We start from the raw sequence: 22285 nt of genomic DNA on the forward strand, positions 1-22285 counted from the left end.
CGCTTCTCGCAAAGCGCGGCCCTTTCGTTTGGCTTGACGCTACGCGCATGCCTTCAATTCGGCTGCTCTGTTGCGGTCGGGACACAGAGCCACAAGCCTCGCACAAGCTTCGCACGTTACGGTCGCCGTACGACAGGTTGGGCCTAACCGCTTTTCAGCAGCCCAAAGGCATGACGCCGCCCTGTCGTACCGGTGCAAGTCCGGTATGTCCCCACTCAATCAATCTCAAAGGGACATCAAAATGGGTTCTAGCCTTCTCACCAACTCGTCTGCAATGACCGCGCTGCAGACCCTCCGCAACGTCAGCTCGCAGCTCGCGACCACGCAGAACCGGATCTCGACCGGCCAGCGCGTCTCGACCGCGTCGGACAACGCCGCCTACTGGTCGATCGCAACCTCGATGCGCGCCGACAACGCCGCGCTGTCCGCAGTCTCCGACTCGCTCGGTCTGTCGGCCGCGACCGTCGACACCGAATATACCGCCCTGACCGCCGTCGTCGGCGACAAGACCGGCGGCCTGACCAAGCTCCAGGCGCTGCTGGTCCAAGCCAAGACCGCCGGTATCGACCGCGGCAAGATCCAGGCCGACATCACCCAGATCCAGCAGCAGATGAAGAACACCGCCGATGCGGCGACCTTCAACGGCGTGAACTGGCTGAGCGCGACCGCCTCGACCCCGGCGACCTTCGACCTGGTGTCGTCGTTCTCCCGCGTCAAGAGCACGCCGACCATCGGCTCCATCACCCTGACGATCTCCAGCTACTCGCTCTACACGTCGGGCACGAGCGGCATTCTGGACACGCCGACCAGCGGTGTGTCGGTCGCTAACCTGACCATCACCTCGCTGACCGATGCGGCCACCGACCAGGCCACGCTCGATACCTACATCGCGCAGGTCACCGCTGCGATCAACAAGGTGGCTACGGCCGCCGCCGATCTCGGCGCCGTCAAGAACCGCATCTCGACCAACACGGAATTCGTCAAGACCCTGATGGACTCCGTGGATCGCGGTATCGGCCAGCTCGTTGACGCCGACATGAACGCGGAATCGACCCGCCTGCAGGCGCTCCAGACCCAGCAGCAGCTCGGCGTTCAGGCGCTCTCGATCGCCAACCAGAACAGCCAGAGCATCCTGTCGCTGTTCCGCTAAGCCCGAGAACCATCCGAGGGGGCCGCGCTTCTCGCGAAGCGCGGCCCTTTCATTTTGGCGTGACGTCCCGCGCATGCCGTGACTCCGGCTGCACTACTGTGGCCCGGTTACGGCGCCGCAAGCCTCGCACAAACTTCGCGTGCTATCGCCGCCGATACGACAGGTTGGGCGCGCTTTTCCGCAGCCCAAAGGCATGACGCCGTCCTGTCGTACCGGTGCAAGCCCGGTATGTCCCAAAAGATTCATTCTATTTCCAGGGGACGTCAAAAATGAGTTCTAGCCTTCTCACTAACTCGTCTGCAATGACTGCGCTGCAGACCCTCCGCAACGTCAGCTCGCAGCTCGCGACCACGCAGAACCGGATCTCGACCGGCCAGCGCGTCTCGACCGCGTCGGACAACGCCGCCTACTGGTCGATCGCAACCTCGATGCGCGCCGACAACGCCGCGCTCTCCGCGGTCTCCGACTCGCTCGGTCTGTCGGCCGCGACCGTCGACACCGAATATACCGCTCTGACCGCCGTCGTCGGCGACAAGACCGGCGGCCTGACCAAGCTCCAGTCGCTGCTGGTCCAAGCCAAGACCGCCGGTATCGACCGGGCCAAGATCCAGTCGGACATCACCCAGATCCAGCAGCAGATGAAGAGCACTGCCGATGCGGCGACCTTCAACGGCGTGAACTGGCTGAGCGCGACCGCCTCGACCCCGGCGACCTTCGACCTGGTGTCGTCGTTCTCCCGCGTCAAGAGCACGCCGACCATCGGCTCCATCACCCTGACGATCTCCAGCTACTCGCTCTACACGTCGGGCACGAGCGGCATTCTGGACACGCCGACCAGCGGTGTGTCGGTCGCCAACCTGACCATCACCTCGCTGACCGATGCACCGACCGACCAGGCCGTGCTCGATACCTACATCGCGCAGGTCACCGCTGCGATCAACAAGGTGGCTACGGCCGCCGCCGATCTCGGCGCCGTCAAGAACCGCATCCAGACCAACACGGAATTCGTCAAGACCCTAATGGACTCCGTGGATCGCGGTATCGGCCAGCTCGTCGACGCCGACATGAACGCGGAATCGACCCGCCTGCAGGCGCTCCAGACCCAGCAGCAGCTCGGCGTTCAGGCGCTCTCGATCGCCAACCAGAACAGCCAGAGCATCCTGTCGCTGTTCAAGTAAGCTTCGGCTTTCAAGACGACCGTGCTCCCCATGGGAGCACGGTCCCCGCCATGAACGGTGGATTTGGCGGCACATGATGTGCCCGCAATGACCTCCTGACGCCAGACTTCATGCAGCACCCGCAGCCGATTGCGTTGGCGTGCGTTCGCGTGCGCGACAGCTGCTGCCGGACCGTCTGCGTCGGAGCAAAATTCTTGCAAAATTACAACGCCTCGCCAGCGAACTGACACATTCGTGTCCTTGCGCAACCTTCAGACAAGGTTGGCAGCGGAGTGTCCTCTACGTTCGCATTGGTACGAGGTCATATGCTGTTCAGTCGTGCGCAGATACAGCAACTGCTCAACAATCTGCTGGAGCTTGGGCCGCGACGCCTGATGGCCTTGGGACTGATCGGCTTTGCCGTTCTCGTCACCGTCGTCGGCGGCGCGTATTATCTGAGCCGGCCGGAATTCGAGACCCTCTATACCGGCCTGACCCGCGAGGACGTGACGCGCATGGGCGCGGCGCTGCGCGAGCAGAACATCGCCTTCGACGTCAATACGGCCGGTGACGCTGTCTCGGTACGCCCGAGCCAGACCATGCAGGCGCGGATGCTGCTCGCCGAAAAGGGCCTGCCGACCAGCGCCAATTCCGGTTACGAGCTGTTCGACAAGATCGGCTCGCTGGGCCTGACCTCGTTCATGCAGGAAGTGACCAAGCTGCGCGCCCTCGAGGGCGAGATCGCGCGTACCGTCCAGTTGATGAAGGGCGTCAAGGCGGCGCGGGTACATATCGTGCTGCCGGTGCGCGGCTCGTTCCGCGCGACGCAGCAGCCGCCTTCGGCCTCCGTCGTGCTGCGCACCGACGGCGCGATCGAGGCGCGCACCGCGCAGTCGATCCGCCATCTCGTCGCAGCCGCCATTCCCGGCATGAGCCGCGACAAGGTGACCGTGCTGGACGCCGACGGCTCGATGCTGCTCGCGGAGGAAGACGAGGCGAGCGCTGCGCCGACCAAGATGGCGAGCCTCCAGAAGACGGTCGGCGGCATGGTGCAGGAGAATATCCGCAAGGCGCTGACGCCGTATCTGGGCCTCGACAATTTCGAGGTGAGCGTCGCCCCGCAGCTCTCCACCGACAAGCGGCAGATCAACGAGACCGTCTACGATCCGGAGAGCCGCGCCGAGCGTTCGGTGCGGAATGTCCGCGAGAAGGAATCGTCGCAGAACGCGGACCGTTCGCAGCCGACCACGGTGCAGCAGAACCTTCCCGACCAGCAGGTCAATTCCGGCGGCACCAAGAATTCCAGCGAGGACAAGACCCGTCGCGAGGACGTCACCAATTTCGAAGTGTCCTCGAAGACCACGACGACGGTGAGCGACGGCTATTCGGTCAAGAAACTCTTCATCGCCGTGCTGGTGAACCGTGCGCGGCTCGTCGCCGACCTCGGCGACAAGAGCAACCAGGCCATCATCGACAGCAAGCTCGCCGAGATCAGCCAGCTCGCGGCGACCGCCGGCGGACTGGACAAGACGCGCGGCGACCAGATCCAGGTGACGGCCGTCGACTTCATCGAAGGCTCGCGCGAACTCGCGCCGGTGCCGCCGATCAGCTTCGTCGAGATGATCAACAAGCAGCTCGGCAGCGTCATCAACGCGGTGACGATCCTCGCCGTCGCCTCGATGCTGGTCTGGTTCGGGCTTCGTCCCGCGGTCAACGGCATCCTGACTCACCGCGCGCAGCAGGAGCAGACCGAGGCCGCCGAGGCCGCTGAGCTCGAGACAGCCGCGGCTCTCGCCTTGGCCGAGAGCCAGGATCCCGAGCTCAACCTCGTCGAGGACCTCGAAGGCAAGATGCAGCGCACGCCGCAGAAGCGGCTGGAGCAGATCGTCCGGCTCGATCAGATGCAGGCGGCAGCAATCCTTAAAGACTGGATGCGACGCGAGGAGGCGGCATGAACGCGGCAATCGGAAAACTCCTGACGCAGTTCGACGCGAGCGGCCGGGTCAAGTCGCCGCCGCCTCCGCCGCCCAAGATCCAGGACGTGCTGACGCGACAGAAGGAGGCCTGGCGCGAGCCGCAGCCGCCGGCTCAGCCGCAACGCCAACCTCAATCGCAGCCGCAGCTTCAGTCGCCGGCTCCGGCGTCCGAGGCGGAAGCCCCACCGGCCAACCTTCTCGAAGACGCCTATCGTCGCGGCCTTGCCGCCGGCGTTGCGGAAGGCGATGCCAAGGTCGCCGAGGAGCGGGTGCGTAGCGCCATCCGGCTGGGCGAAGAGCGCGCCAAATGGTCCGACCAGCAGGCGGCAGCGATCGTCAGCGGTTTCGAGGCGGCATGCCGCGAGATCGAGACCAACATCGCGAGCTCCGTCGCCCGCATATTGCTGCCGTTCCTCGCCGATGCGGTCCGCGACAAGGCGATCGGGTCGCTGGTCGAGCAGGTCGCGGCTCTGACCGGCAATTCGCCGGTGCCGGTGTTCAAGGTGACGGGTCCGAGCGAGCTGCTTGATCTCGTGAGGACGCAGCTCGACGCCTCCAGGCGAGCAAGCATCGAGTACGAGCCCGCCGAGACCTTGGAGGTCCGCGTCGTCGCCGACCAGACCGTGATCGAGACCCAGATATCGGCGTGGAGCGAGCGCCTGAAGGACGCGCGCCGGTAGTCGCCATGGAAGAGGTCAAGCATGAGATCGTGATCGTCCGCCGGCGCAGCGCCTTCGCCGAGGAGGCGCATCACGGCGGCGTTTGGAAGATCGCCTATGCGGATTTCATGACCGCGATGATGGCGTTCTTCCTGGTCATGTGGCTGCTCAACGCCCTCAACCAGGACCAGAAGCAGGTGGTCGCGAGCTATTTCAATCCGATCAAGCTCGCGGAGAACGCGCCTGCACCGAAAGGACTCAAGGATCTCGCCAAGAGGGAGCCGTCGCAGTTCGAGGGCCAGGACGGCAAGCGGCAGCCGGCCGGGCCGAACGAAGAGCGTCGCGGCGACTCGCCGACGGCGGAGAAGCCGGCTTCCTTCGAAGAGAAGGTGCTGTTCCGCGATCCTTTCGCGACGCTTGCCGAGATTGCCAACAGCTCGAACCAGGCCTCGGGCCAGCGTCGCGCCGGCGCCCTGACCTCCGCCGAAGAGGAAGGCCTCAAGGGCGGCGACGCCTATCGCGATCCGTTCGATCCCGGCTATTGGAAGCTGGCGCCGCAGATGTCGAAGGATGCGGACCGCTTCGTGGACAGTGAGCCAAAGCCGAATGCTTCGGCGCGCGAGGGCGCATCCGGACCGGGGCAGGGCGCGCCGCAAGCGCGCCGTGCCCTGCAGGATGACGCCGGCGGAAGCGTGGCTCCGAATGCCGATGCGGCGTCCGCAAGCCTGTCGCCGCTGCTGCCGCCGGGACCTGCGCCGTCGCAGGCGCAGCGCGATGGCAGTGCCCAGGCGAATGCGCAATCAGGCGCCCAGGCTACCGCTCAAGCCAATGCCGCCGCGCAGTCGCGCCCTGGCGATCAAGCCAAGAATTCCGATCCGCGCGATGCGGCGCAAACGCAGCAGCCGACCGTCAAGCAGCTCCAGTCCGCGATCGCGGATGCGTTGTCGGACATCAAGGCCGGCGCGGGACCGGCGGCCGAGGTGCGTCAGGTCGAGGAAGGCCTGCTGGTCAGCCTGACCGACGATGCGAGCTTCGGCATGTTCGCGGTCGGCTCGGCCGAGCCGCGGCCCGAGCTGATCCGCGTGATCGACAAGATCGGGCCGCTGCTGATGAAACGCCAGGGCGTGATCATCGTCCGTGGCCACACTGACAATCGGCCGTACAAGTCCGAGAACTACGACAATTGGCGGCTGTCGACGGCCCGCGCGCAGATGGCCTATTACATGCTCGTCCGCTCCGGCGTCGATGCGCAGCGGATCGAGCATGTCGAAGGATACGCCGACCGGCGGCCGAAGCTTCCGAACGATCCGGCGGCCGCGCAGAATCGCCGCATCGAGATCCTGATCCGGGAGAAGCGCCCTTGATCAGGCTGCTCCTCTGCGCAGCGTTGCTGATGCTGGTGCCGCTGACGGCTGCACGCGTCGTGGCCGAGACCGCACCGGCGCCGGCTCCTGCGCCGGCATCGACGTCGAGCGAACCATATGAGCTCGTGCGTGGATTGCAGGCGGTGCAGGACGGTATTGCCAACGGCGACACCGCGGCGCATGGCAGCCACATCGCGCTGATCCGGCAGATCGGCGAGAAGTTTCTCGCCGCCGATGCGAACGTGTGGAGCAATCCGCAGAACGGCCAGGCCGTCGTCATCTACATGCTCAGCGGCGGCGCGCCGCAACTGGTTCGCAAGCTGCCGCGCGACAAGATCAATGTCGAGGGGCGGCTGTTCGACGGCGCGCTCGCCTATGTCGAGGGCCGCCAGGACGAAGCGCGCGAGCTGCTCAAGGACGTCAAGCCGCGGACGCTTCCGTCGGGCCTGGGCGGACAGGTCGCGCTGGTTCAGGGTGCGCTGTTCGCACGCTCTGAAGCATCGCTCGCAATCGAGCGTCTCGACGACGCGCGGCTGCTTCTGCCCGGCACGCTGGTGGAGGAAGCCGCACTGCGCCGCGAGATCCTGCTGGTCGGACAGGCCGAGGATTTCGACAAGTTCGAGTTCCTGACGCTGGCCTATATCCGCCATTATCGCAACTCGATCTATGCCGGCGACTTCTGGCAGCGCTTCTCCTCGGGTCTGACGCAATCGAGCATCGCGCTCGACGAGCGCCGCTTCTCGCGGATCGGCAGCCTGCTGGAGCAGATCGACCGCACGAGCCGCCTCAAGCTCTATCTCGTGATCGCACGCGCCGCGATGCTGCGCGGACGGATGGAAGTGACCCGGCTTGCCGGCGAGCGTGCGCTGACGCTCAGTGCCGATGCTTCTGCGGAGCGCGAGCGGGCGCATCTCTTCCGCGGTGCCTCGCGTGCCCTCACCGATGAATATGACGGCGGTCTTGCCGAGCTGAAGGCGCTCGACCGCTCGAAACTGCCCGAGCGCGACGTTCCGCTTCTGAATGCGACGGTGCAACTCGCGCTCGACGTCCGCAAGCCGTTCGCGAGCGGGTCTGCCGCCGCCGACAAGCCGCCGGCAACGCCGGCGCGTCTCGATCTCGCGTCGTCGACCGCGGCCCTCGCACGCTCGCAGAAGCAACTCAGCGAACTCGAACTTCTCACCAGGGATCGTCGTCCATGACGAAGCTCAGCGGAACCTCAGGACAGGTCTTCTCCGGCCTAGCCGAGAGCCTCAACATGCGCGGGACGTCGCGTTCGGGGAAAGGCACCGGTGCGAAATCGCAGGCGGATTCGTCATTCAATGATTTGCTCCACACCGTCTCGAACCTCGCGAAGCGGGCACTGAGCGATGAGGGCGGCGACACGGCCGTGAAGACCGCAACGCTGCGCACGCGCTTGGCGCACCCGACCGGGAAGAACGGCACGGTGCACGAGCGCGCCGAAGCGGCCGACGAGCCCGAAGCAACGGAGAAGACTTCCGACGAGAAAACCAGCAAATCGTCGGAGAAGCAAAATCCGGTCGATATCGCCTCGAAAGCGGATGCCCAGAGCCGATCGAGCACTCCGGTGATCGCTGGCCCGGAGCTCGCAGCCGCGAATCCGCAGATGCAATTGCCGACGAGCGACAGGAAGGACACGCCCGCGCGAGATGAGCGGTCCTCCTCGACCAAGCGGGAGGTCCAGGCAGCTTCCAAGGCGGCTGCGCTCGATTCCGCGGCGAGCACTGCAGATCCAGCCAGCCCACGCGCGCAAGGTCCGGCTTCGCAAGCGGTGGCAGCTCAGCAGGCCACGCCGCAGCAAGGCGGCGAGGCTGCGAAGGCAATGCCTGCGACGTCAGGCTTCGAAGCCGTCACGGCCAACGTCGAGCGCGCGGTCAAGGCCGCGTCGCGGGACACCTTGCCCGAAGCGACCAAGGTCACCGTCGTCCAGCAGGAGACCCATCTGCCGCCGGCGCAATTCAACGCGCCGCAGCAGGTCGCCAATGCGGTCGTTACGGAGTTGAAGGAAACCGCGGCGCCGGGGGCATCCGCGGCCGATCTCGCGATGTCACAGACCAACGCGCCGGAGCCGCTCAAGATTCTGACCATCAATCTCGAGCCGCCGCAGCTCGGTAACGTCACCGTGCGCCTTCGTCTCGTCGGCACCGAGGTGTCCGTCCACCTTGCGGCCGAACGCAAGGACACCAGCCAGATGCTGGACCAGCAGCGCGACCAGATCCGCGATCTGATGCAGTCGGCAGGTTACGTTGCTGACGTCGCACCGGTGCAGCACGGCTCGCTGGATGGATTCCAGAGCGGCTCCGGCCAGTCGCAACCGCAGCTCCCGGGCCAACAACAGCCGCCGCCCCAGTCGCAAGGCACGTTCGACGGTGCCGGCACTTCGTCGGGACAATCGGATGGCGAGGCGAGGCAGCCCCGCCAGGAGCGCCAGTCCAACCAGGAGACGCGTCATGATCAGGACGTGGGCCAGCAGACTCGTCGCGGCCCTGTTTATCTGTAACGCGGGCACCGCGGCAGCGGCAACCGACAATGCGCGTCCCTGCGAGCGCGAGATGGCGCGTGCGTCCCAGCAGCACGGCATTCCGCTCGGCATTCTCTATGCGGTCGGCCTGACCGAAACCGGACGGCGCGGCGCGCTCTATCCTTACGCGCTGGGTGCCGACGGCCAGACCGTGTTCGCCAAGGACATGAACGACGCGATCGCGAATTTCGAGGCGATGCGCGCCAAGGGCATCAAGCTCATCGACCTCGGCTGCATGCAGATCAACCACTACTATCACGGCGACAAATTCACGTCCGTGCGCGCGATGTTCGATCCGGCCAAGAACGTGGAATATGCCGCGCGCTTCCTGAAGGAGCTGAAGCAGCGCGAGGGCAGCTGGACCATGGCGGTCGCCCGCTACAATGCCGGCCCCAACAATCAGCCGGCGCAGAAGCGCTATGTCTGCCACATCGTCGCGCATCTCGTATCGAGCGGCTTCGGCGCATGGACCGACAAGGCGCGCTCGTTCTGTCAACCAAAGACGACATGACCAGGACAACCCTAAAGTTGTGCATGGTTCCCAATCATCAGCCCCGCGCAAGCAAGAACCCGCATTGTAGCGGCAACCTACCGAAGGAGCCTAATTCATGAGCCTGTATGGTGTTATGCGCACCGGCGTGTCCGGAATGGGCGCGCAGTCCAACAAGCTGTCGACGGTTTCGGACAACATCGCAAACGTCAACACGACCGGCTACAAGCGGGCCTCGACCGAGTTCTCCTCGCTGATCCTGAAGAGCGGCTCCGGCAACTACGACTCCGGCGCCGTCGAGACCACGGTGCGCTACGCCATCAGCGACGCGGGACATACGCAGTTCACCACGTCGACCACGGACCTCGCCGTCCAGGGTAACGGCTTCTTCGTGGTGTCGAACGCCAACAACACGCAGCAATATCTGACGCGCGCCGGCTCGTTCGTGCCGGACGCCCAGGGCAATCTGGTCAACGCGGCGGGCTTCTACCTGCTGGGCCAACCCGGTAACGTGAATAATTTCTCGCAGAACAGCCTGTCCGGCATGCAGATCGTCAACATCGCCCAGGTTTCGCAGGTGCCTGTGCCGTCGACGGCGGGCACGCTTACGACCGGCAATCTGGATCCGAAAGCAGCCGTGATCGCCGGTCCGCCCGGTCCGGCGTCATATTCGTCGAAGAGCTCGATCGTGGCCTACAACAATATCGGCCAGGCCGTTACGCTCGACGTCTACATGTCCCACACGGCGACAGCCGCCGGCTCGGACACCTGGCAGATTGGGGTCTACGACTCCGCGACGGGTACGTCGCTAGGCGCCGCCACCACGTTCACCTTCGATACGACGGCAGCCGGCAAAGGCACGCTGGCCGCGGCGAGCCCGAAGACTCTCTCCTTCACCGTCCCTGGCGGTGCGCCGATGACCATGAACCTGGCGAACATGACGCAGGTCGGAACCGACTTCAGCTTCAAGGCCACCGTCAATGGCAGCGTCCCCTCGGCCATCGACAAGGTCAATGTCGACGATACAGGCCACGTGACCGCGGTCCTCAAGAACGGACAGTCGCTGACGCTCTTCACCATCATGCTTGCCGACGTCGCCAGCCCCGACAATCTGACGCCGGAGCCGGGCAACGTCTATTCGACCAACATGAAGTCCGGCAACGCGCAGGCCGGGAACGCCGGCACCGGCGGCCTCGGCACGATCAAGTCCGGCGCCCTGGAAGGTTCCAACGTCGACCTCGCGGACGAGCTCACCGGGATGATCGAGGCCCAGCGCGGCTTCACCGCCAACTCGAAATCGTTCCAGACCGGCGCCGACCTGCTCGACATCGTCGTCAACCTGAAGCGCTGAATTCTTCAGCGCTCGTTCCGGGCAAGAGCCAATCATGTCCCTTACCGCCGCTCTCGACTCCGCTCGCTCTTCGCTCATGGCGTCGGGCATCCAGTCCTCGACGATCTCGCGCAATATCGCCGGCGCCAGCTCCGCCGGCTATTCGCGCAAGATCGCCGTGCTGGACAATCTGCCCGGGGCCGGCGTCTATGTGGCGGCGATCCAGCGCGCCGCGAGTTCAGGTCTCTACGACAACGTCCTGATCGCGACCTCGTCGTCGACCAAGCAGACCGCGATCTATGACGGTCTCCAGAAGATCGCATCCGCCACAGTGGACGATCCGGAGCTCAACCAGTCGCCGACTGCGCAGCTCAATGCGCTGAAGAAGGCGCTGCAGCAATATGCCAACGCTCCGGACAACACCACGCTGGCGCAGGCGGCGGTGACGTCCGCCAAGGACATGGCGAACGCGCTCAACCAGGCGACGCAGACCGTGCAGTCGGTCCGTGCGGGTGCGGATGCCGACATGAAAACGTCGGTCCAGAACATCAATCAGCTGCTCTCCCAGTTCGGGACCGTGAACACCGCGATCGTGAAGGGCACGATCTCCGGCGACGACGTCACCGACTATCTCGACCAGCGCGACAGCATCGTCGCGCAGCTGTCGCAGGAGCTCGGCGTCACCATGTCGCTCCGCCCCAACGGCGACGCGGCGCTCTACACCGACAGCGGTGTGGTGCTGTTCGACAAGACGGCCCGAACGGTCAGCTTCGCGGCGACCAACATCTATGCGCCCGGCACCACTGGCAACGCGGTGGTCATCGACGGCGTCCCGGTAACCGGTGCCAATTCGGTGATGCCGCTGAAGTCGGGCAAGCTCGCGGGCCTCGCCCAGCTGCGTGACAAAGACACCGTCACCTATCAGAGCCAGCTCGACGAAATCGCGCGCGGCCTGATCAATACCTTCAGGGAGAGCGATCAGACCGCCGCGGCGCTGCCCGACGTTCCTGGTCTCTTCACCTATCCCGGCGCGCCGGCGATGCCTGCGAGCGCCACCGTCTCGGTCGGCCTGGCCGGCCTGATCAGCGTCGCGGCGTCGGTCGACCCGGCCAAGGGCGGCAACCCGAATCTGCTGCGCGATGGCGCGATCAGCGGCAACGTCGCATACCGATACAACACCGCAGGCAACGGCGGCTACTCGGCCCGGCTGCAGCAGCTCATCGGCGGCATGGATGCCGCGCAGCCGTTCGATGCAACCACGCAAGGCAAGCCGAACGGCAGCCTGATCGACTTCGCATCGTCGTCGACCAGCTGGATCGAAAACCAGCGCAAGACCGCGGACGCCAACGTCAGCTACCAGAAGACGCTGCTCGACCGCAGCACCGCGGCGCTGTCGAACGTCAGCGGCGTCAACATGGACGACGAGATGTCCTTGATGCTCCAGGTCGAGCGCACCTATTCGGCGTCGTCGAAGATCATCTCGACCGTCGACCAAATGCTGCAGAGCCTGCTGGCTGCCGTGGGGAAATAAGCCATGATGAGCGCGAACTACATCTCGACCTTGATGCTATCGTCGTCATTGAGGTCGTCGATCACGAACAACCAGTCCCTGCTCAGCAAGGCGTCGAAGGAGGCGACCACCGGCCGCTTTTACGATGTCGGCCTCGAGCTCGGGGCCACGACGGGAGGCGACCTCACCCTGCGTGCCGACCTCAGCTTCGCCGATCAGCTTGTCGACACCAACGGGCTTGTCGCGGGACGCCTCGACGTGACGCAGAATCGGATCACCCAGCTCAACACGACCGCAACGTCCTTCCTCAAGGATCTGATCGCGGCCCGCAGCACCGACGGCGGCGGACGGATCATCCTGCCGCCTGCGTCCTCCAACCTGCAGGACCTGATCGGCGCGCTGAACGTCTCCTATAACGGTTCGTTCCTGTTCTCAGGCATCAACACGCAGAACCAGCCGGTGACACCCTACGCCGCCGGCTCCGCGAGCAAGAACCGGGTCGACGCCGATTTCTCTACGTTCTTCGGCTTCTCGCAATCCTCGCCCAACGTGAAGAACATAACGCCGGCCCAGATGCAGACCTTCCTCAACACCACCTTCGATGCCGAGTTCGCGAGCCCGGCCTGGAACACCAACTGGTCGTCGGCCACCGACCAGGTCATGCAAAGCCGTATCTCCACGACCGAGATCGCCGATACGTCGGTCAGCGCCAATCAACCCGCCTTCCGCATGCTCGCCGAGGCCTACACCATGATGGCCGATCTCGGGAACGCGAACCTGGATCAGTCGACGTTCCAGGTCGTCGTGGACAAGGCGATCGGCCTCGTCGGGAACGCCATCACCGGCCTCGCTACGCTCGGCGGCGATGTCGGCACGGTCCAGCAGCGGCTCACCTCCGCAACCGACAAGCTCAAGACGCAGCAGGACATTCTGAACAATCAGATCGTCGGTATGGAGAAGGTCGATCCGGCCGAAGCCTCGGTGCGCGTCAACACCTTGCAGACCCAGATCCAGACGGCGCTCGCGCTGACGTCGCAGCTCCAGAAGATCAGCCTCCTCAACTATCTCTGAGCCAAGGCTCGTAACCTTTGTCTTGTTCGTCGATTTCCTGCGCAGTGTGGTCCTGATGACGTTTGAAGCCTATGAATCGGTCGTCGATGATAGCGGCTATGAGGCGAGGGGCCGCGAGCGCCAGGCGCTCAGCCTCGGCATCGACCGCCTGGAGCGCCTCCAGAAGGGACGCGCCAGTTTCGAGGATCAGGTCCAGAGCCTGCTCTACGTGCGGCGGCTGTGGGCGATCTTCATCGAGGATCTCGCGCATCCGGAGAACGGGCTTCCCGAGAAGCTGCGGGCCGACATCATCTCGATCGGTCTGTGGGTCGTCAAGGAAGCCGACCGCCTTCGCGAGGAAAAGTCGGACGACGTGACGCAGCTCATCGAAATCAACCGCATGATCCGAGACGCGCTTTAATGAAGATCTCCTTGCGGGCGGGCGAACGGATCTACATCAACGGCGCGGTTCTGCGTGTGGACCGCAAGGTCTCGGTCGAGCTCGTCAACGACGTGATGTTCCTGCTCGAAGGGCAGGTCATGCAGGCCTCCGACGCCACCACGGCGATGCGCCAGCTCTATTTCATCGTCCAACTCATGCTGATGAACCCGACCGACGTCCGCGATGCTTCGACGCTCTATCAGCAGCACCACGCGGCCCTGGTCGCGGTGTGCGAAAGCCGCGAGATGCTGGAGGGACTTGCCGCGGTCGACGAGCTGGTCGAGGCGACCCGTTATTTCGAGGCGCTCAAGCGAATTCGGGCGCTGTTCCCGGTGGAGCAAGCCATCCTGGCCGGCGCCGCCGCCCCATTCGAGGCTGCCTGACAGCGGAGAGGCAACATGAACGTCCCCAGCGCGACCGACAGCACCAGCAAGTCGTCCGATACGAACAACTCGACCCAGTCCACGTCGAAGACCGGCGTCGACTACAACACGTTTCTTCAGCTTCTCGTCGCCGAGATGAAGAACCAGGATCCGACCAATCCAATGGACACGTCGCAATATATGAGCCAGTTCGCCCAGCTCTCGACGGTCGAGCAGGCCATGCAGACCAATAACAAGCTGGATGCGCTGCTGTCCTCGCAGTCGCTGTCGCAGGCGGATGGGCTGATCGGAAAGAAGGTCACCTTCACCGACTCGACCGGCGCGTCCTTCAGCGGCAAGGTCGCATCGATCTCCATCAACACCAACGGTTCCGTCGCGACCCTCGAGGACGGCACGAAAGTCGCCGTCGGGCCCGGGCTCACGATCAGCCAGTCATGAACGAGCGCGACGCCCTCGACATCGTCCAGGCGGCGATCTGGACCATCATCGTTGCCTCCGGCCCCGCGGTCGGGGCCGCAATGCTGGTCGGCACCGCCATCGCGCTGCTGCAGGCGCTGACCCAGATCCAGGAGGCGACGCTGACCTTCGTTCCGAAGATCATCGTCCTTCTCGTGGTCGTCGCCGTCTCCGGCTCCTTCATCGGCGCTCATCTCTCCACTTTCACCGAGATGGTCTATTCGCATATCGAGCGCGGCTTCTGAGCCGCGCGGCCGTCGGCCACCACCCTCGCGTAAGCTTTGCGCGGCAGATTACCGGGCGGACCCTCTGCCGGTGACCCATGGCCGATACGTTAGCTGCTAGCCTGCCCAGCCCGCGCCGATTCGGGGCGGACGCCTTCTTCGCGGGCGGCATCGTGACCATGCTCACGATCCTGTTCCTGCCGATCCCGCCGATCCTGATCGATCTCGGACTTGCCTTCTCGATCGCGCTGTCGGCGCTGATCCTGATGGTCGCGCTGTGGATCCAGCGGCCGCTCGATTTCTCCGCCTTCCCGACCGTGCTGCTGATCGCGACGATCCTGCGGCTGGCGCTCAACGTCGCGACGACCCGCCTGATCCTGTCGCGCGGCGGGGAGGGCGAGCAGGCCGCGGGCTACGTCGTCGCGGGCTTCTCGAAATTCGTCATGGGCGGCGACTTCGTCATCGGCCTGATCATCTTCGCGATCCTGGTGACGGTGAACTTCGTGGTGATCACCAAGGGTGCGACGCGTATCGCCGAAGTCGGCGCCCGTTTCACCCTGGATGCTATCCCCGGCAAGCAGATGGCGATCGACGCCGACCTGTCGGCCGGTCTGATCGACGACAAGGAGGCCCAGCGCCGGCGCCGCGAGCTCGAGGAGGAAAGCGCGTTCTTCGGTGCCATGGACGGTGCCTCGAAGTTCGTCCGCGGCGACGCCATCGCCGGCCTGCTCATCACTGCGATCAATATTTTCGGCGGCATCGTCATCGGCGTCACCCATCACGGCCTGACCCTGTCGCGTGCCGCCGACGTCTACACCAAGCTCTCCGTCGGCGACGGTCTGGTGTCGCAGATGCCGGCGCTAATCGTGTCGCTGTCGGCCGGCCTTCTCGTCTCCAAGGGCGGCACCAGGGGATCGGCGGAGCAGGCGGTGCTGCGGCAGCTCGGCGGCTATCCCCGCGCCGTGTGGGCCGCTGCGTTGATGATGTTCGTGCTGGCACTGATGCCGGGCCTGCCGATGGCGCCCTTCCTGCTGCTCGGCGGCGTCATGGCTTTCGTCGGCTACTCACTGCCGAAGCGGCAGGCGGCGCTCAAGCAGAAGGAAGACGCGCGCAAGGCCGACGAACGCGCCCAGGCCGAGGCCAAGGAATCCGTCAAGGAATCGCTCAAGACCGCCGAGATCGAGCTGGCGCTCGGCGGCCACCTTTCGGTTCATCTGCTGGGCGCGCGCACCGAGCTCGCTCACCGTGTGGCCAAGATCCGCAAGAAATTCGCCAAGCAGTACGGCTTCGTCATTCCCGAGATCAAGCTCACCGACAATCTGTCGATCGATCCCAAGGGATACCAGATCCGGATTCACGACACGCGCGTTGCGCATGGCGAGCTCAGGCTCGGCGAGGTGCTGGTGCTGGTCGACAAGGACGGCAAGCCCGACGTGCCCGGCGAAGAGGTGATCGAGCCCGCCTTCGGCATGAAGGCGCTGTGGGTGACGGAGGCCTTCACCGACGAAGTCAAGCGCCAGGGCTGCAAGCCGGTCGACAATCTCTCGGTGCTGCTCACGCATTTGAGCGAAGTGATCCGGGCGAATCTCGCCCAGCTGCTGTCCTACAAGGACATGCGCGCGCTGCTCGATCGGCTCGATCCCGAATACAAGCGTCTGGTCGAGGATCTCTGCCCGTCGCAGATCTCCTATTCGGGCCTGCTGGCGATCCTCAAGATCCTGCTGGCCGAACGCGTGTCGATCCGCAACCTCCATCTGATCCTCGAAGCCATCGCCGAGATCGCGCCCCATGTGCGGCGCTCCGAGCAGGTCGCCGAGCACGTGCGCACGCGTCTGGCGCAGCAGATCTGCGGCGACCTCTCCGACAACGGCGTGCTCAACGTGGTCCGCCTCGGCAATCGCTGGGATCTCGCCTTCCACCAGAGCCTGAAGCGCGACGCCAAGGGCGACGTGGTCGAGTTCGACGCCGATCCCCGCCTGATCGAGCAGTTCGCGACGGAGGCCAGCACGGCGATCCGCAAGTTCACCGAGAGCGGCACCAGCGTGGTGCTGGCAGTGACCCCCGAAGCCCGTCCCTATGTCCGGATGATCCTGGAGCGGGTGTTCCCGACGCTGCCGATCCTGTCGCATGTCGAGGTCGCGCGCTGCGCCGAGATCCGCGCGCTCGCAGCCATATCGTGATCAGCGGCCTTGCCGACAGCGTGCTGGTCACGTTCATCGTGTTCTGCCGCATCGGCGCCTGCCTGATGTTCGTGCCCGGCTACTCCAGCGTCAACGTCCCGGCCCAGGTCCGCCTGTTCATCGCGCTCGTGACGACGTTTGCGCTGGCGCCGATCCTGATCGCGGTCCTGAAACCGCTCACAGAGAATGCGGCGCCGCTGACGCTGGCACTGCTGATCGGCTCCGAGATCCTGGTCGGCAGCGTCATCGGCCTCGGCGGGCGCGTGTTCTTCCTGGCGCTCCAGACCATGGCAACCGTGATGGCGAGTGCGATCGGGCTCAGCAACATCCCGGGCACGCCGATAGGCGACACCGATCCGGCGCCCGCTTTGGTGCCGCTGATCATGGCGTCCGTCACCACGCTCTTCTTCATGACCGATCAGCATTGGCAGGTCCTGCGCGGGCTGATGAACTCCTACGACGTCTGGCATCCCGGCAGCAGGCTCGGCGGCAGCATGGCGCTGGACCAGCTGGTCGGTCGTCTGTCGGAAGCGTTCGTGCTGACGTTGCGGATCACGAGCCCCTTCATCGTCTACTCGGTCATCGTCAACCTCGCGGTCGGCTTCATCAACAAACTGACGCCGGCAATTCCGGTCTATTTCATCTCGGTGCCCTTCGTGCTGTTCGGCGGCTTCCTGCTGCTCTACCTCACCAGCGACGAGTTGATGACGCAATTCATGCTCGGCGTCTCGTCGTGGCTGGCGGAGTGATCGGTCATGAGGTCGCGCGCGGACAAGCTCGCTCGGTTGGTCTCCCTCGTGAAGCTCCAGCTCCGGCTGTCCGAATGGCAGCTTGCGCATCTACGGCAGCAGGAGAAAAGCTTGCAGGATGAGCAGGAATGGCTGGTCGGAGCCTTGAACGAGGGAAAGCCGCCGGCGGGTTCGTCGAGCGAGTCGATCGCGCGACGGCTCAACAGGACCAGCGTCGGTGCGCGCGCGGTTCAGGCGCATGCATTGCAGCAGCTCGACCGGGTCCGCGCCGAGAGCCGCCGCGTGAAGCAGTTCGAGGAAGTCGCCAAGGCGGCGCTCGCTGACAAGCTTCGAGAGGCCGAAAAGCGCTCGCTCGAGGAGATCGCAGGAACAAGCCTCACCGTGCGCGAGTGGACGCCACGGCCAGCCAGCCGGAACAAGACATGATCGTGACAGCGACGCCCGACCTCGTTCTCGACGTTCTCGATGCTGCCGATCCCGTGACACAGCGCGCAGCGGCCGCGAAGCTCGATGCGCTGAAATCATCCGACGCAGATTTCGCCGCCACGATGGACGCGGAGGTCGGCAAGGCCAGGACGGCGACAGCCGATCAAGCCGCGAAGGCCGCTGAAACGCAGTCGACTGCCGTGAACGGGGCGCCGGTGCAGGTCATCAAGGCGCCGGCCTCCGGCGAGGTCTACCGGAAGTTCGAAGCCTTTATCCTCCAGACCTTCGTCGAGACGATGTTGCCGAAAGAGTCGGAGCAGGTCTTCGGCAAAGGCACGGCCGGCGGCGTCTGGAAGTCGATGCTGGCGGAGCAGCTCGGTAACCAGCTGGCCAAGGGCAAGGGCATCGGCATTGCGAAGCAGCTCGCCGCTGCGAATCCGGCCGCAGCGAACATTACGGGGAAGGCCGGATCATGATCCGGGAATGGGTGACAGACGTTGAGGGGTGAATTTCCTATGCAGGCACAAGAAAGCGCGGCGGCCCTGGTGATGGAGCAGCCGGTCGCGGACACCGAGGCGATTACGATGGAAGCGGCAACAGGCGGCGCGCAGCTGCCCGTGCTATTGCCGAATGCCGGCGGCGCGGCGGTGGTTGACGGCATCGACGCGGCGAGATCGGACGAGGTGCGCGGCCTGCTGGCGGCGATCCGCCGGCTCGAGAGCATCGTCGAGGAGGAGACGATTGCGCTCACGACGCGCAAGAAGATCGATTTCGACGACTTCAGCGCTCGCAAGAGCCGGAGTATGCTCGAATTCGTCCGCCTGATGCGGGCACGAATGCATCTCGGCGCCGAGGCCGTGATCACCGAAGAGATTCAGCGGTTGCGCGAGAAGCTCGAGCGGAATCGCTCGGTCCTCGAAATGCATTACGAAGCGGTGCGCGAGGTCGCGTCGATCATCGTCAAGGCGATCAAGGACGCCGAGTCGGACGGCACCTATACCGGTCGCGCAGCGCAGGACGGAAAATGATCAGACTCGTGCTGGCCGGCCTCTGGGTCTGCATCCTCACCGCGGGCACGAGCTATGCCGTGGCCTATTGGAAGGAAAACGGCAGCCTGTTGCCGGCGAAGGACGAGTATCTCGATGGGCTGCAATACCAGAAGACGCGGGCGCTGAGCGTGCCGATGATCGAGGGTGGCAGCGTGCAGGGCTACATCGTGGCGCGCTTCGTCTACACCATCGAGGCGCGGACCATGCACCAGCTCAACGTTCCGCCGGAGCCGTTCGTCGTCGACGAGGCTTTCCGCAGGATCTACGCCGACGACCGTCTCGATTTCAGGAAGCTCGCCCGTTACGATCTCTCGATCCTGACGACGGCGATCAAGCAGCGCGTCAACGAGCGGATGCAGGCCGACGTCGTCCAGGACGTCCTGGTCGAGGACTTCAACTACGTTTCGAAGGAAGAATTCCAGTCGAAGCCGTAGGCGTCGCAGGACAAGCGTGAGGCGGCTCTCTGGCTGCACCGCGCTGCGTGGCCTGACTCCAGCTGATCTCAGCCCGTGAAAGCACAACGGCCTCTGCGAAGGATGCTCCGCAGAGGCCGTTGTCGGTTTCGCAGCAGCGCCGGCCGTCTCAGTTTCCGGCGGGGTATGCCGCAGCGGCCGGGGCGGCGTGCGCCGTGTTCAGGAGGATGCCGACCTCGTCGAGCTCCTGCATCGGCACGTCGATGGTCTCGCCGGCCGGGATGTTGAGGCGGTACCCGACGTAGCGCCGGGCCACGATCGCATCGAAGCCGAGGCGGTCGCGAAGCTTCTTGCGCAGCTTGCTGACGTGGCTCTCGATCACGCTCTCGTCGAAGGTCGACTCGAAGATGCCGTAGACCGCGTTGAAGATCTGCGTCTTGGTGATCCACTTGCCGTGGTTGGCGACCATATATTCGAGAATGCGCAGTTCGCGGCGGGGCAGGGTGAGGGCGTGGCCCGCGATCTCGGGGTCACGTCCGTTAAAGAAGACCTGGATCCGGCTCTCGCAAGGTCTCGGCAGGTCACCAACCCGGCGGCGTGCGATCGCGGCCGTACGGGCGAGGATCTCGCGCAGGTGTATGGGCACGTGCACGACGTCGTCGACGCCCGATTCGAACAGCTCCAGCGTGTTCTTGAGCATCTTCTGGCCGCTCATGGCGATGATGGGAGCCGAGGAGCGCTTGCGCATCGCCCGCGGCAGGCTTCCGCGGGCATCGCAATCCCCGAGCAGGAAGGCATCGACCGCTGCCAGATCCGATTCACTCGCAGATTGCAGCCAGTCCCAGAATTCTCCGGAGGAGAATCCGATCGACGATACACCTTCGCGAACGAGCCCTCCAACGTAGCTGTTCGTGACGCTCTCGCGATCATCAACGATAATATACATCAGTCCTTCGCCCCTGTTTCGCACTTGCAGCGGCCGGGTGGTTGTTTGTGATGCCCCGGCTCGGCAGCCATGCTGTTTGACGATATTTCCTTCCCGCGAACCGTTGTTATGGTTTCGATATTCGCGGGCAGCCCTACCCATTCAGTGCCTGCGTGAGCAGGCCTGCTACTTCGACTCGATACTGAACGCTTACTGTGTGAGGCTCGGCGGTGTCTTACGGATCACCCCGCGGAGCGGATTGAGAATGCGACCTAGTACAGTTGCGCCAAGTTGCTCATCGTGTCCGAACGCTACTGAACCTTGTCGATCTCCTCGCCAACTGGCGAGAGAATCACTTGAGTAGGACCGTAACAATTGCCTAATTCCGATCAAGCGCGCGCCGCAAAGCGGTTGCTATGCATGTTTGATGCTGTTGATTTGTTTCGAGTTGTTTCTTGATATGTTGAATCGCATCAGTTGATTTGAATTTTGAACTAGTTTTGCACCGTGGCGGTTCTAAAGTTCCGCATGCCCGTATAATCCCAGCAATTTTGAGTGGTGCTGCCGGTGACGCGTAGCGAGGGGTTTTCAACCCCGGATTGACTCGTGCTCCCATTTTTCCACATGCGACAATTCGACTCATGTGTGGTGGCTGGACTCCAGCTTGGCGAAATCTTGGCGAGTGTGTGTCTTTCGAGTCGCACTCTCGCCATGTGCGTGACGCGTTCGACTCATGTGAGGTCGCGTCGCGCGCGTTGAAAAGCTTTTCGACGCGCACGTTTCAGGCAAGCTTCGGCAAATAATCTCGTCGATCAACAGATCGAACTGAACGGAGCATTTTCACATGTCGTCCGATGGACAAGCTCGTCCCAACGAAACCGCTGATGTTTCCGCGGCGGCGAAGCCGGCTCCGGCGGCAAGCATGATGAAGGACAACGCGACGCAAAACGCCAAGCCTGCTCCGAACGCCAAGCCCGCAGCGAGCGCGAAGCGCGTGTCGGCCGCGGTGAACGATGAAGTGCTGGCGAAAGAGGCGCTCGAAGGGTTGAAGCGCATTCGCGCCAAGGCGCGCCTCGACAAGATGGCGATACCCAAGCCCGCGCCGGCCGTGATCAAGCCGGCAGTGATCGTGGCCAAGCCGCCGCCGCCGCGTCCGCCCTGGGTCGTGCCGCTCGCAACATTGGCGGTCGCCGCCATCCTGGTGGTCTGCGCCTGCACCGGCGTGATCGCTTATCTCACCACGCAGCCTGCCCAGAGCAACGTCGCGGCCAACACCGAGATCAGGATTCTGCGCGAGACGGTCGCGCAATTGCGCAAGCAGGTCTCGGGCGTGTCCGAAAATCTCGACGGCCTGCGCACCGCGGTCGATCAGTCGAGCAAGGCGACCAATGACCGCTTCGGCAGGTTCGCCGAGAACCTCGACCGCATCGAGCGGGTGAGCTCGTCCTCGACGGCGAAGCTCGACAAGCTCGCCCAGGTGCAGGCTCAGGCGCCGGCGCCCGCGGCCGTTGCCTCGCAGCCGCCGTCACAGGCGGCACCGATGCTGGCTTCGCTCGCGCCGCCCGAGGTCACGGGATCGGTGCCTCCGTCCGCGCCGCGGAAGGTCGTCAAGGGCTGGTCGGTTCGCCAGGCCTATGAGGGGATCGCGATCCTGCAAAGTCCGAACGGCGTCATCGAGGTCGTGCTGGGACAGCAGGTGCCAGGTCTCGGCCGCATCGAGGAGATCAGGAACGAGAACGGTCGCCTGGTGGTGGAGTCCAGCGGCGGCGTCATCTATTCGTCACGCAAGGCGACGCCCTGAGCGAACGCCGCT

23 protein-coding genes are annotated in these 22285 nt (G+C 64.4%); 22 read left to right on the top strand and 1 reads right to left on the bottom strand.

Features of this window, described 5'->3' with window-relative positions; genetic code table 11:
- Positions 1-241: 241 nt before the first annotated feature.
- From QA642_RS09790 to QA642_RS09890, 21 genes are all read left to right on the top strand, one after another.
- Positions 242-1150, top strand: a complete 909-nt coding sequence (locus tag QA642_RS09790) for a flagellin (RefSeq protein ID WP_283084464.1) — start codon at positions 242-244, stop codon at positions 1148-1150.
- A gap of 269 nt (positions 1151-1419) precedes the next feature.
- Positions 1420-2328, top strand: a complete 909-nt coding sequence (locus QA642_RS09795; RefSeq protein ID WP_283084465.1) for a flagellin — start codon at positions 1420-1422, stop codon at positions 2326-2328.
- A 305-nt stretch (positions 2329-2633) separates the two neighbouring features.
- Positions 2634-4262, top strand: coding sequence for a flagellar basal-body MS-ring/collar protein FliF (fliF, locus tag QA642_RS09800; protein ID WP_283084466.1), 1629 nt, complete (start codon positions 2634-2636; stop codon positions 4260-4262).
- Positions 4259-4963 carry a hypothetical protein gene (locus QA642_RS09805; RefSeq protein WP_283084467.1) on the top strand — a complete coding sequence of 235 codons (705 nt, stop codon included), beginning with the start codon at positions 4259-4261 and terminating at the stop codon, positions 4961-4963. Before fliF ends, QA642_RS09805 begins: the two co-directional genes overlap by 4 nt.
- A gap of 5 nt (positions 4964-4968) precedes the next feature.
- Positions 4969-6306 (top strand): MotB family protein, encoded by a 1338-nt coding sequence (locus tag QA642_RS09810; protein WP_283084468.1) that lies wholly within the window; start codon positions 4969-4971, stop codon positions 6304-6306.
- Complete coding sequence (locus QA642_RS09815; RefSeq protein ID WP_283084469.1) at positions 6303-7505, top strand: chemotaxis protein; 1203 nt, start codon at positions 6303-6305, stop codon at positions 7503-7505. Before QA642_RS09810 ends, QA642_RS09815 begins: the two co-directional genes overlap by 4 nt.
- Complete coding sequence (locus QA642_RS09820) at positions 7502-8824, top strand: flagellar hook-length control protein FliK (RefSeq protein WP_283084470.1); 1323 nt, start codon at positions 7502-7504, stop codon at positions 8822-8824. The genes QA642_RS09815 and QA642_RS09820 overlap by 4 nt, the downstream gene beginning before the upstream one ends.
- On the top strand, positions 8775-9356 hold the full coding sequence (locus QA642_RS09825; protein ID WP_283084471.1) for a transglycosylase SLT domain-containing protein: 582 nt from the start codon (positions 8775-8777) through the stop codon (positions 9354-9356). Before QA642_RS09820 ends, QA642_RS09825 begins: the two co-directional genes overlap by 50 nt.
- 97 nt (positions 9357-9453) lie before the next feature.
- A complete protein-coding gene (locus QA642_RS09830) occupies positions 9454-10686 on the top strand; it encodes a flagellar hook protein FlgE (protein WP_283084472.1) in 1233 nt (410 codons plus the stop codon).
- Between the two features lie 34 nt (positions 10687-10720).
- Entirely contained in the window at positions 10721-12196 is a 1476-nt protein-coding gene (gene flgK / locus QA642_RS09835; protein ID WP_283084473.1) for a flagellar hook-associated protein FlgK, read from the top strand.
- Positions 12197-12199: 3 nt separating this feature from the next.
- The gene (locus tag QA642_RS09840) at positions 12200-13246 is read left to right on the top strand and encodes a flagellar hook-associated family protein (protein WP_283084474.1); all 1047 of its coding nucleotides are present in this window, start codon (positions 12200-12202) and stop codon (positions 13244-13246) included.
- A 55-nt stretch (positions 13247-13301) separates the two neighbouring features.
- Complete coding sequence (gene flaF, locus QA642_RS09845) at positions 13302-13646, top strand: flagellar biosynthesis regulator FlaF (protein WP_283084475.1); 345 nt, start codon at positions 13302-13304, stop codon at positions 13644-13646.
- Positions 13646-14050, top strand: coding sequence for a flagellar biosynthesis repressor FlbT (gene flbT, locus QA642_RS09850; RefSeq protein WP_283084476.1), 405 nt, complete (start codon positions 13646-13648; stop codon positions 14048-14050). Before flaF ends, flbT begins: the two co-directional genes overlap by 1 nt.
- A gap of 15 nt (positions 14051-14065) precedes the next feature.
- Positions 14066-14488 (top strand): flagellar hook assembly protein FlgD, encoded by a 423-nt coding sequence (gene flgD, locus QA642_RS09855; protein WP_283084477.1) that lies wholly within the window; start codon positions 14066-14068, stop codon positions 14486-14488.
- Positions 14485-14751, top strand: coding sequence for a flagellar biosynthesis protein FliQ (fliQ, locus tag QA642_RS09860; protein WP_283084478.1), 267 nt, complete (start codon positions 14485-14487; stop codon positions 14749-14751). The genes flgD and fliQ overlap by 4 nt, the downstream gene beginning before the upstream one ends.
- Before the next feature lie 77 nt (positions 14752-14828).
- Positions 14829-16910, top strand: a complete 2082-nt coding sequence (gene flhA / locus QA642_RS09865; protein ID WP_283084479.1) for a flagellar biosynthesis protein FlhA — start codon at positions 14829-14831, stop codon at positions 16908-16910.
- On the top strand, positions 16907-17659 hold the full coding sequence (fliR, locus tag QA642_RS09870; protein ID WP_283084480.1) for a flagellar biosynthesis protein FliR: 753 nt from the start codon (positions 16907-16909) through the stop codon (positions 17657-17659). Before flhA ends, fliR begins: the two co-directional genes overlap by 4 nt.
- 6 nt (positions 17660-17665) lie before the next feature.
- The gene (locus tag QA642_RS09875) at positions 17666-18085 is read left to right on the top strand and encodes a hypothetical protein (protein ID WP_283084481.1); all 420 of its coding nucleotides are present in this window, start codon (positions 17666-17668) and stop codon (positions 18083-18085) included.
- Positions 18082-18561 carry a rod-binding protein gene (locus tag QA642_RS09880; protein WP_283084482.1) on the top strand — a complete coding sequence of 160 codons (480 nt, stop codon included), beginning with the start codon at positions 18082-18084 and terminating at the stop codon, positions 18559-18561. The genes QA642_RS09875 and QA642_RS09880 overlap by 4 nt, the downstream gene beginning before the upstream one ends.
- 39 nt (positions 18562-18600) lie before the next feature.
- Positions 18601-19113 (top strand): flagellar biosynthesis protein FlgN, encoded by a 513-nt coding sequence (locus tag QA642_RS09885; RefSeq protein WP_283084483.1) that lies wholly within the window; start codon positions 18601-18603, stop codon positions 19111-19113.
- Positions 19110-19568, top strand: coding sequence for a hypothetical protein (locus QA642_RS09890; protein ID WP_283084484.1), 459 nt, complete (start codon positions 19110-19112; stop codon positions 19566-19568). Before QA642_RS09885 ends, QA642_RS09890 begins: the two co-directional genes overlap by 4 nt.
- Before the next feature lie 148 nt (positions 19569-19716).
- On the opposite strand, the gene QA642_RS09895 is transcribed toward QA642_RS09890, so the two are convergent.
- The gene (locus QA642_RS09895; RefSeq protein WP_283084485.1) at positions 19717-20493 is read right to left on the bottom strand and encodes a response regulator transcription factor; all 777 of its coding nucleotides are present in this window, start codon (positions 20491-20493) and stop codon (positions 19717-19719) included.
- Between the two features lie 823 nt (positions 20494-21316).
- On the opposite strand from QA642_RS09895, the gene QA642_RS09900 reads away from it, so the two are divergent.
- Positions 21317-22273 carry a hypothetical protein gene (locus QA642_RS09900; protein WP_283084486.1) on the top strand — a complete coding sequence of 319 codons (957 nt, stop codon included), beginning with the start codon at positions 21317-21319 and terminating at the stop codon, positions 22271-22273.
- The last annotated feature ends 12 nt before the right edge of the window (positions 22274-22285 follow it).

It is taken from the genome of Bradyrhizobium sp. CB2312, from assembly GCF_029714425.1.
Classification (GTDB): domain Bacteria; phylum Pseudomonadota; class Alphaproteobacteria; order Rhizobiales; family Xanthobacteraceae; genus Bradyrhizobium.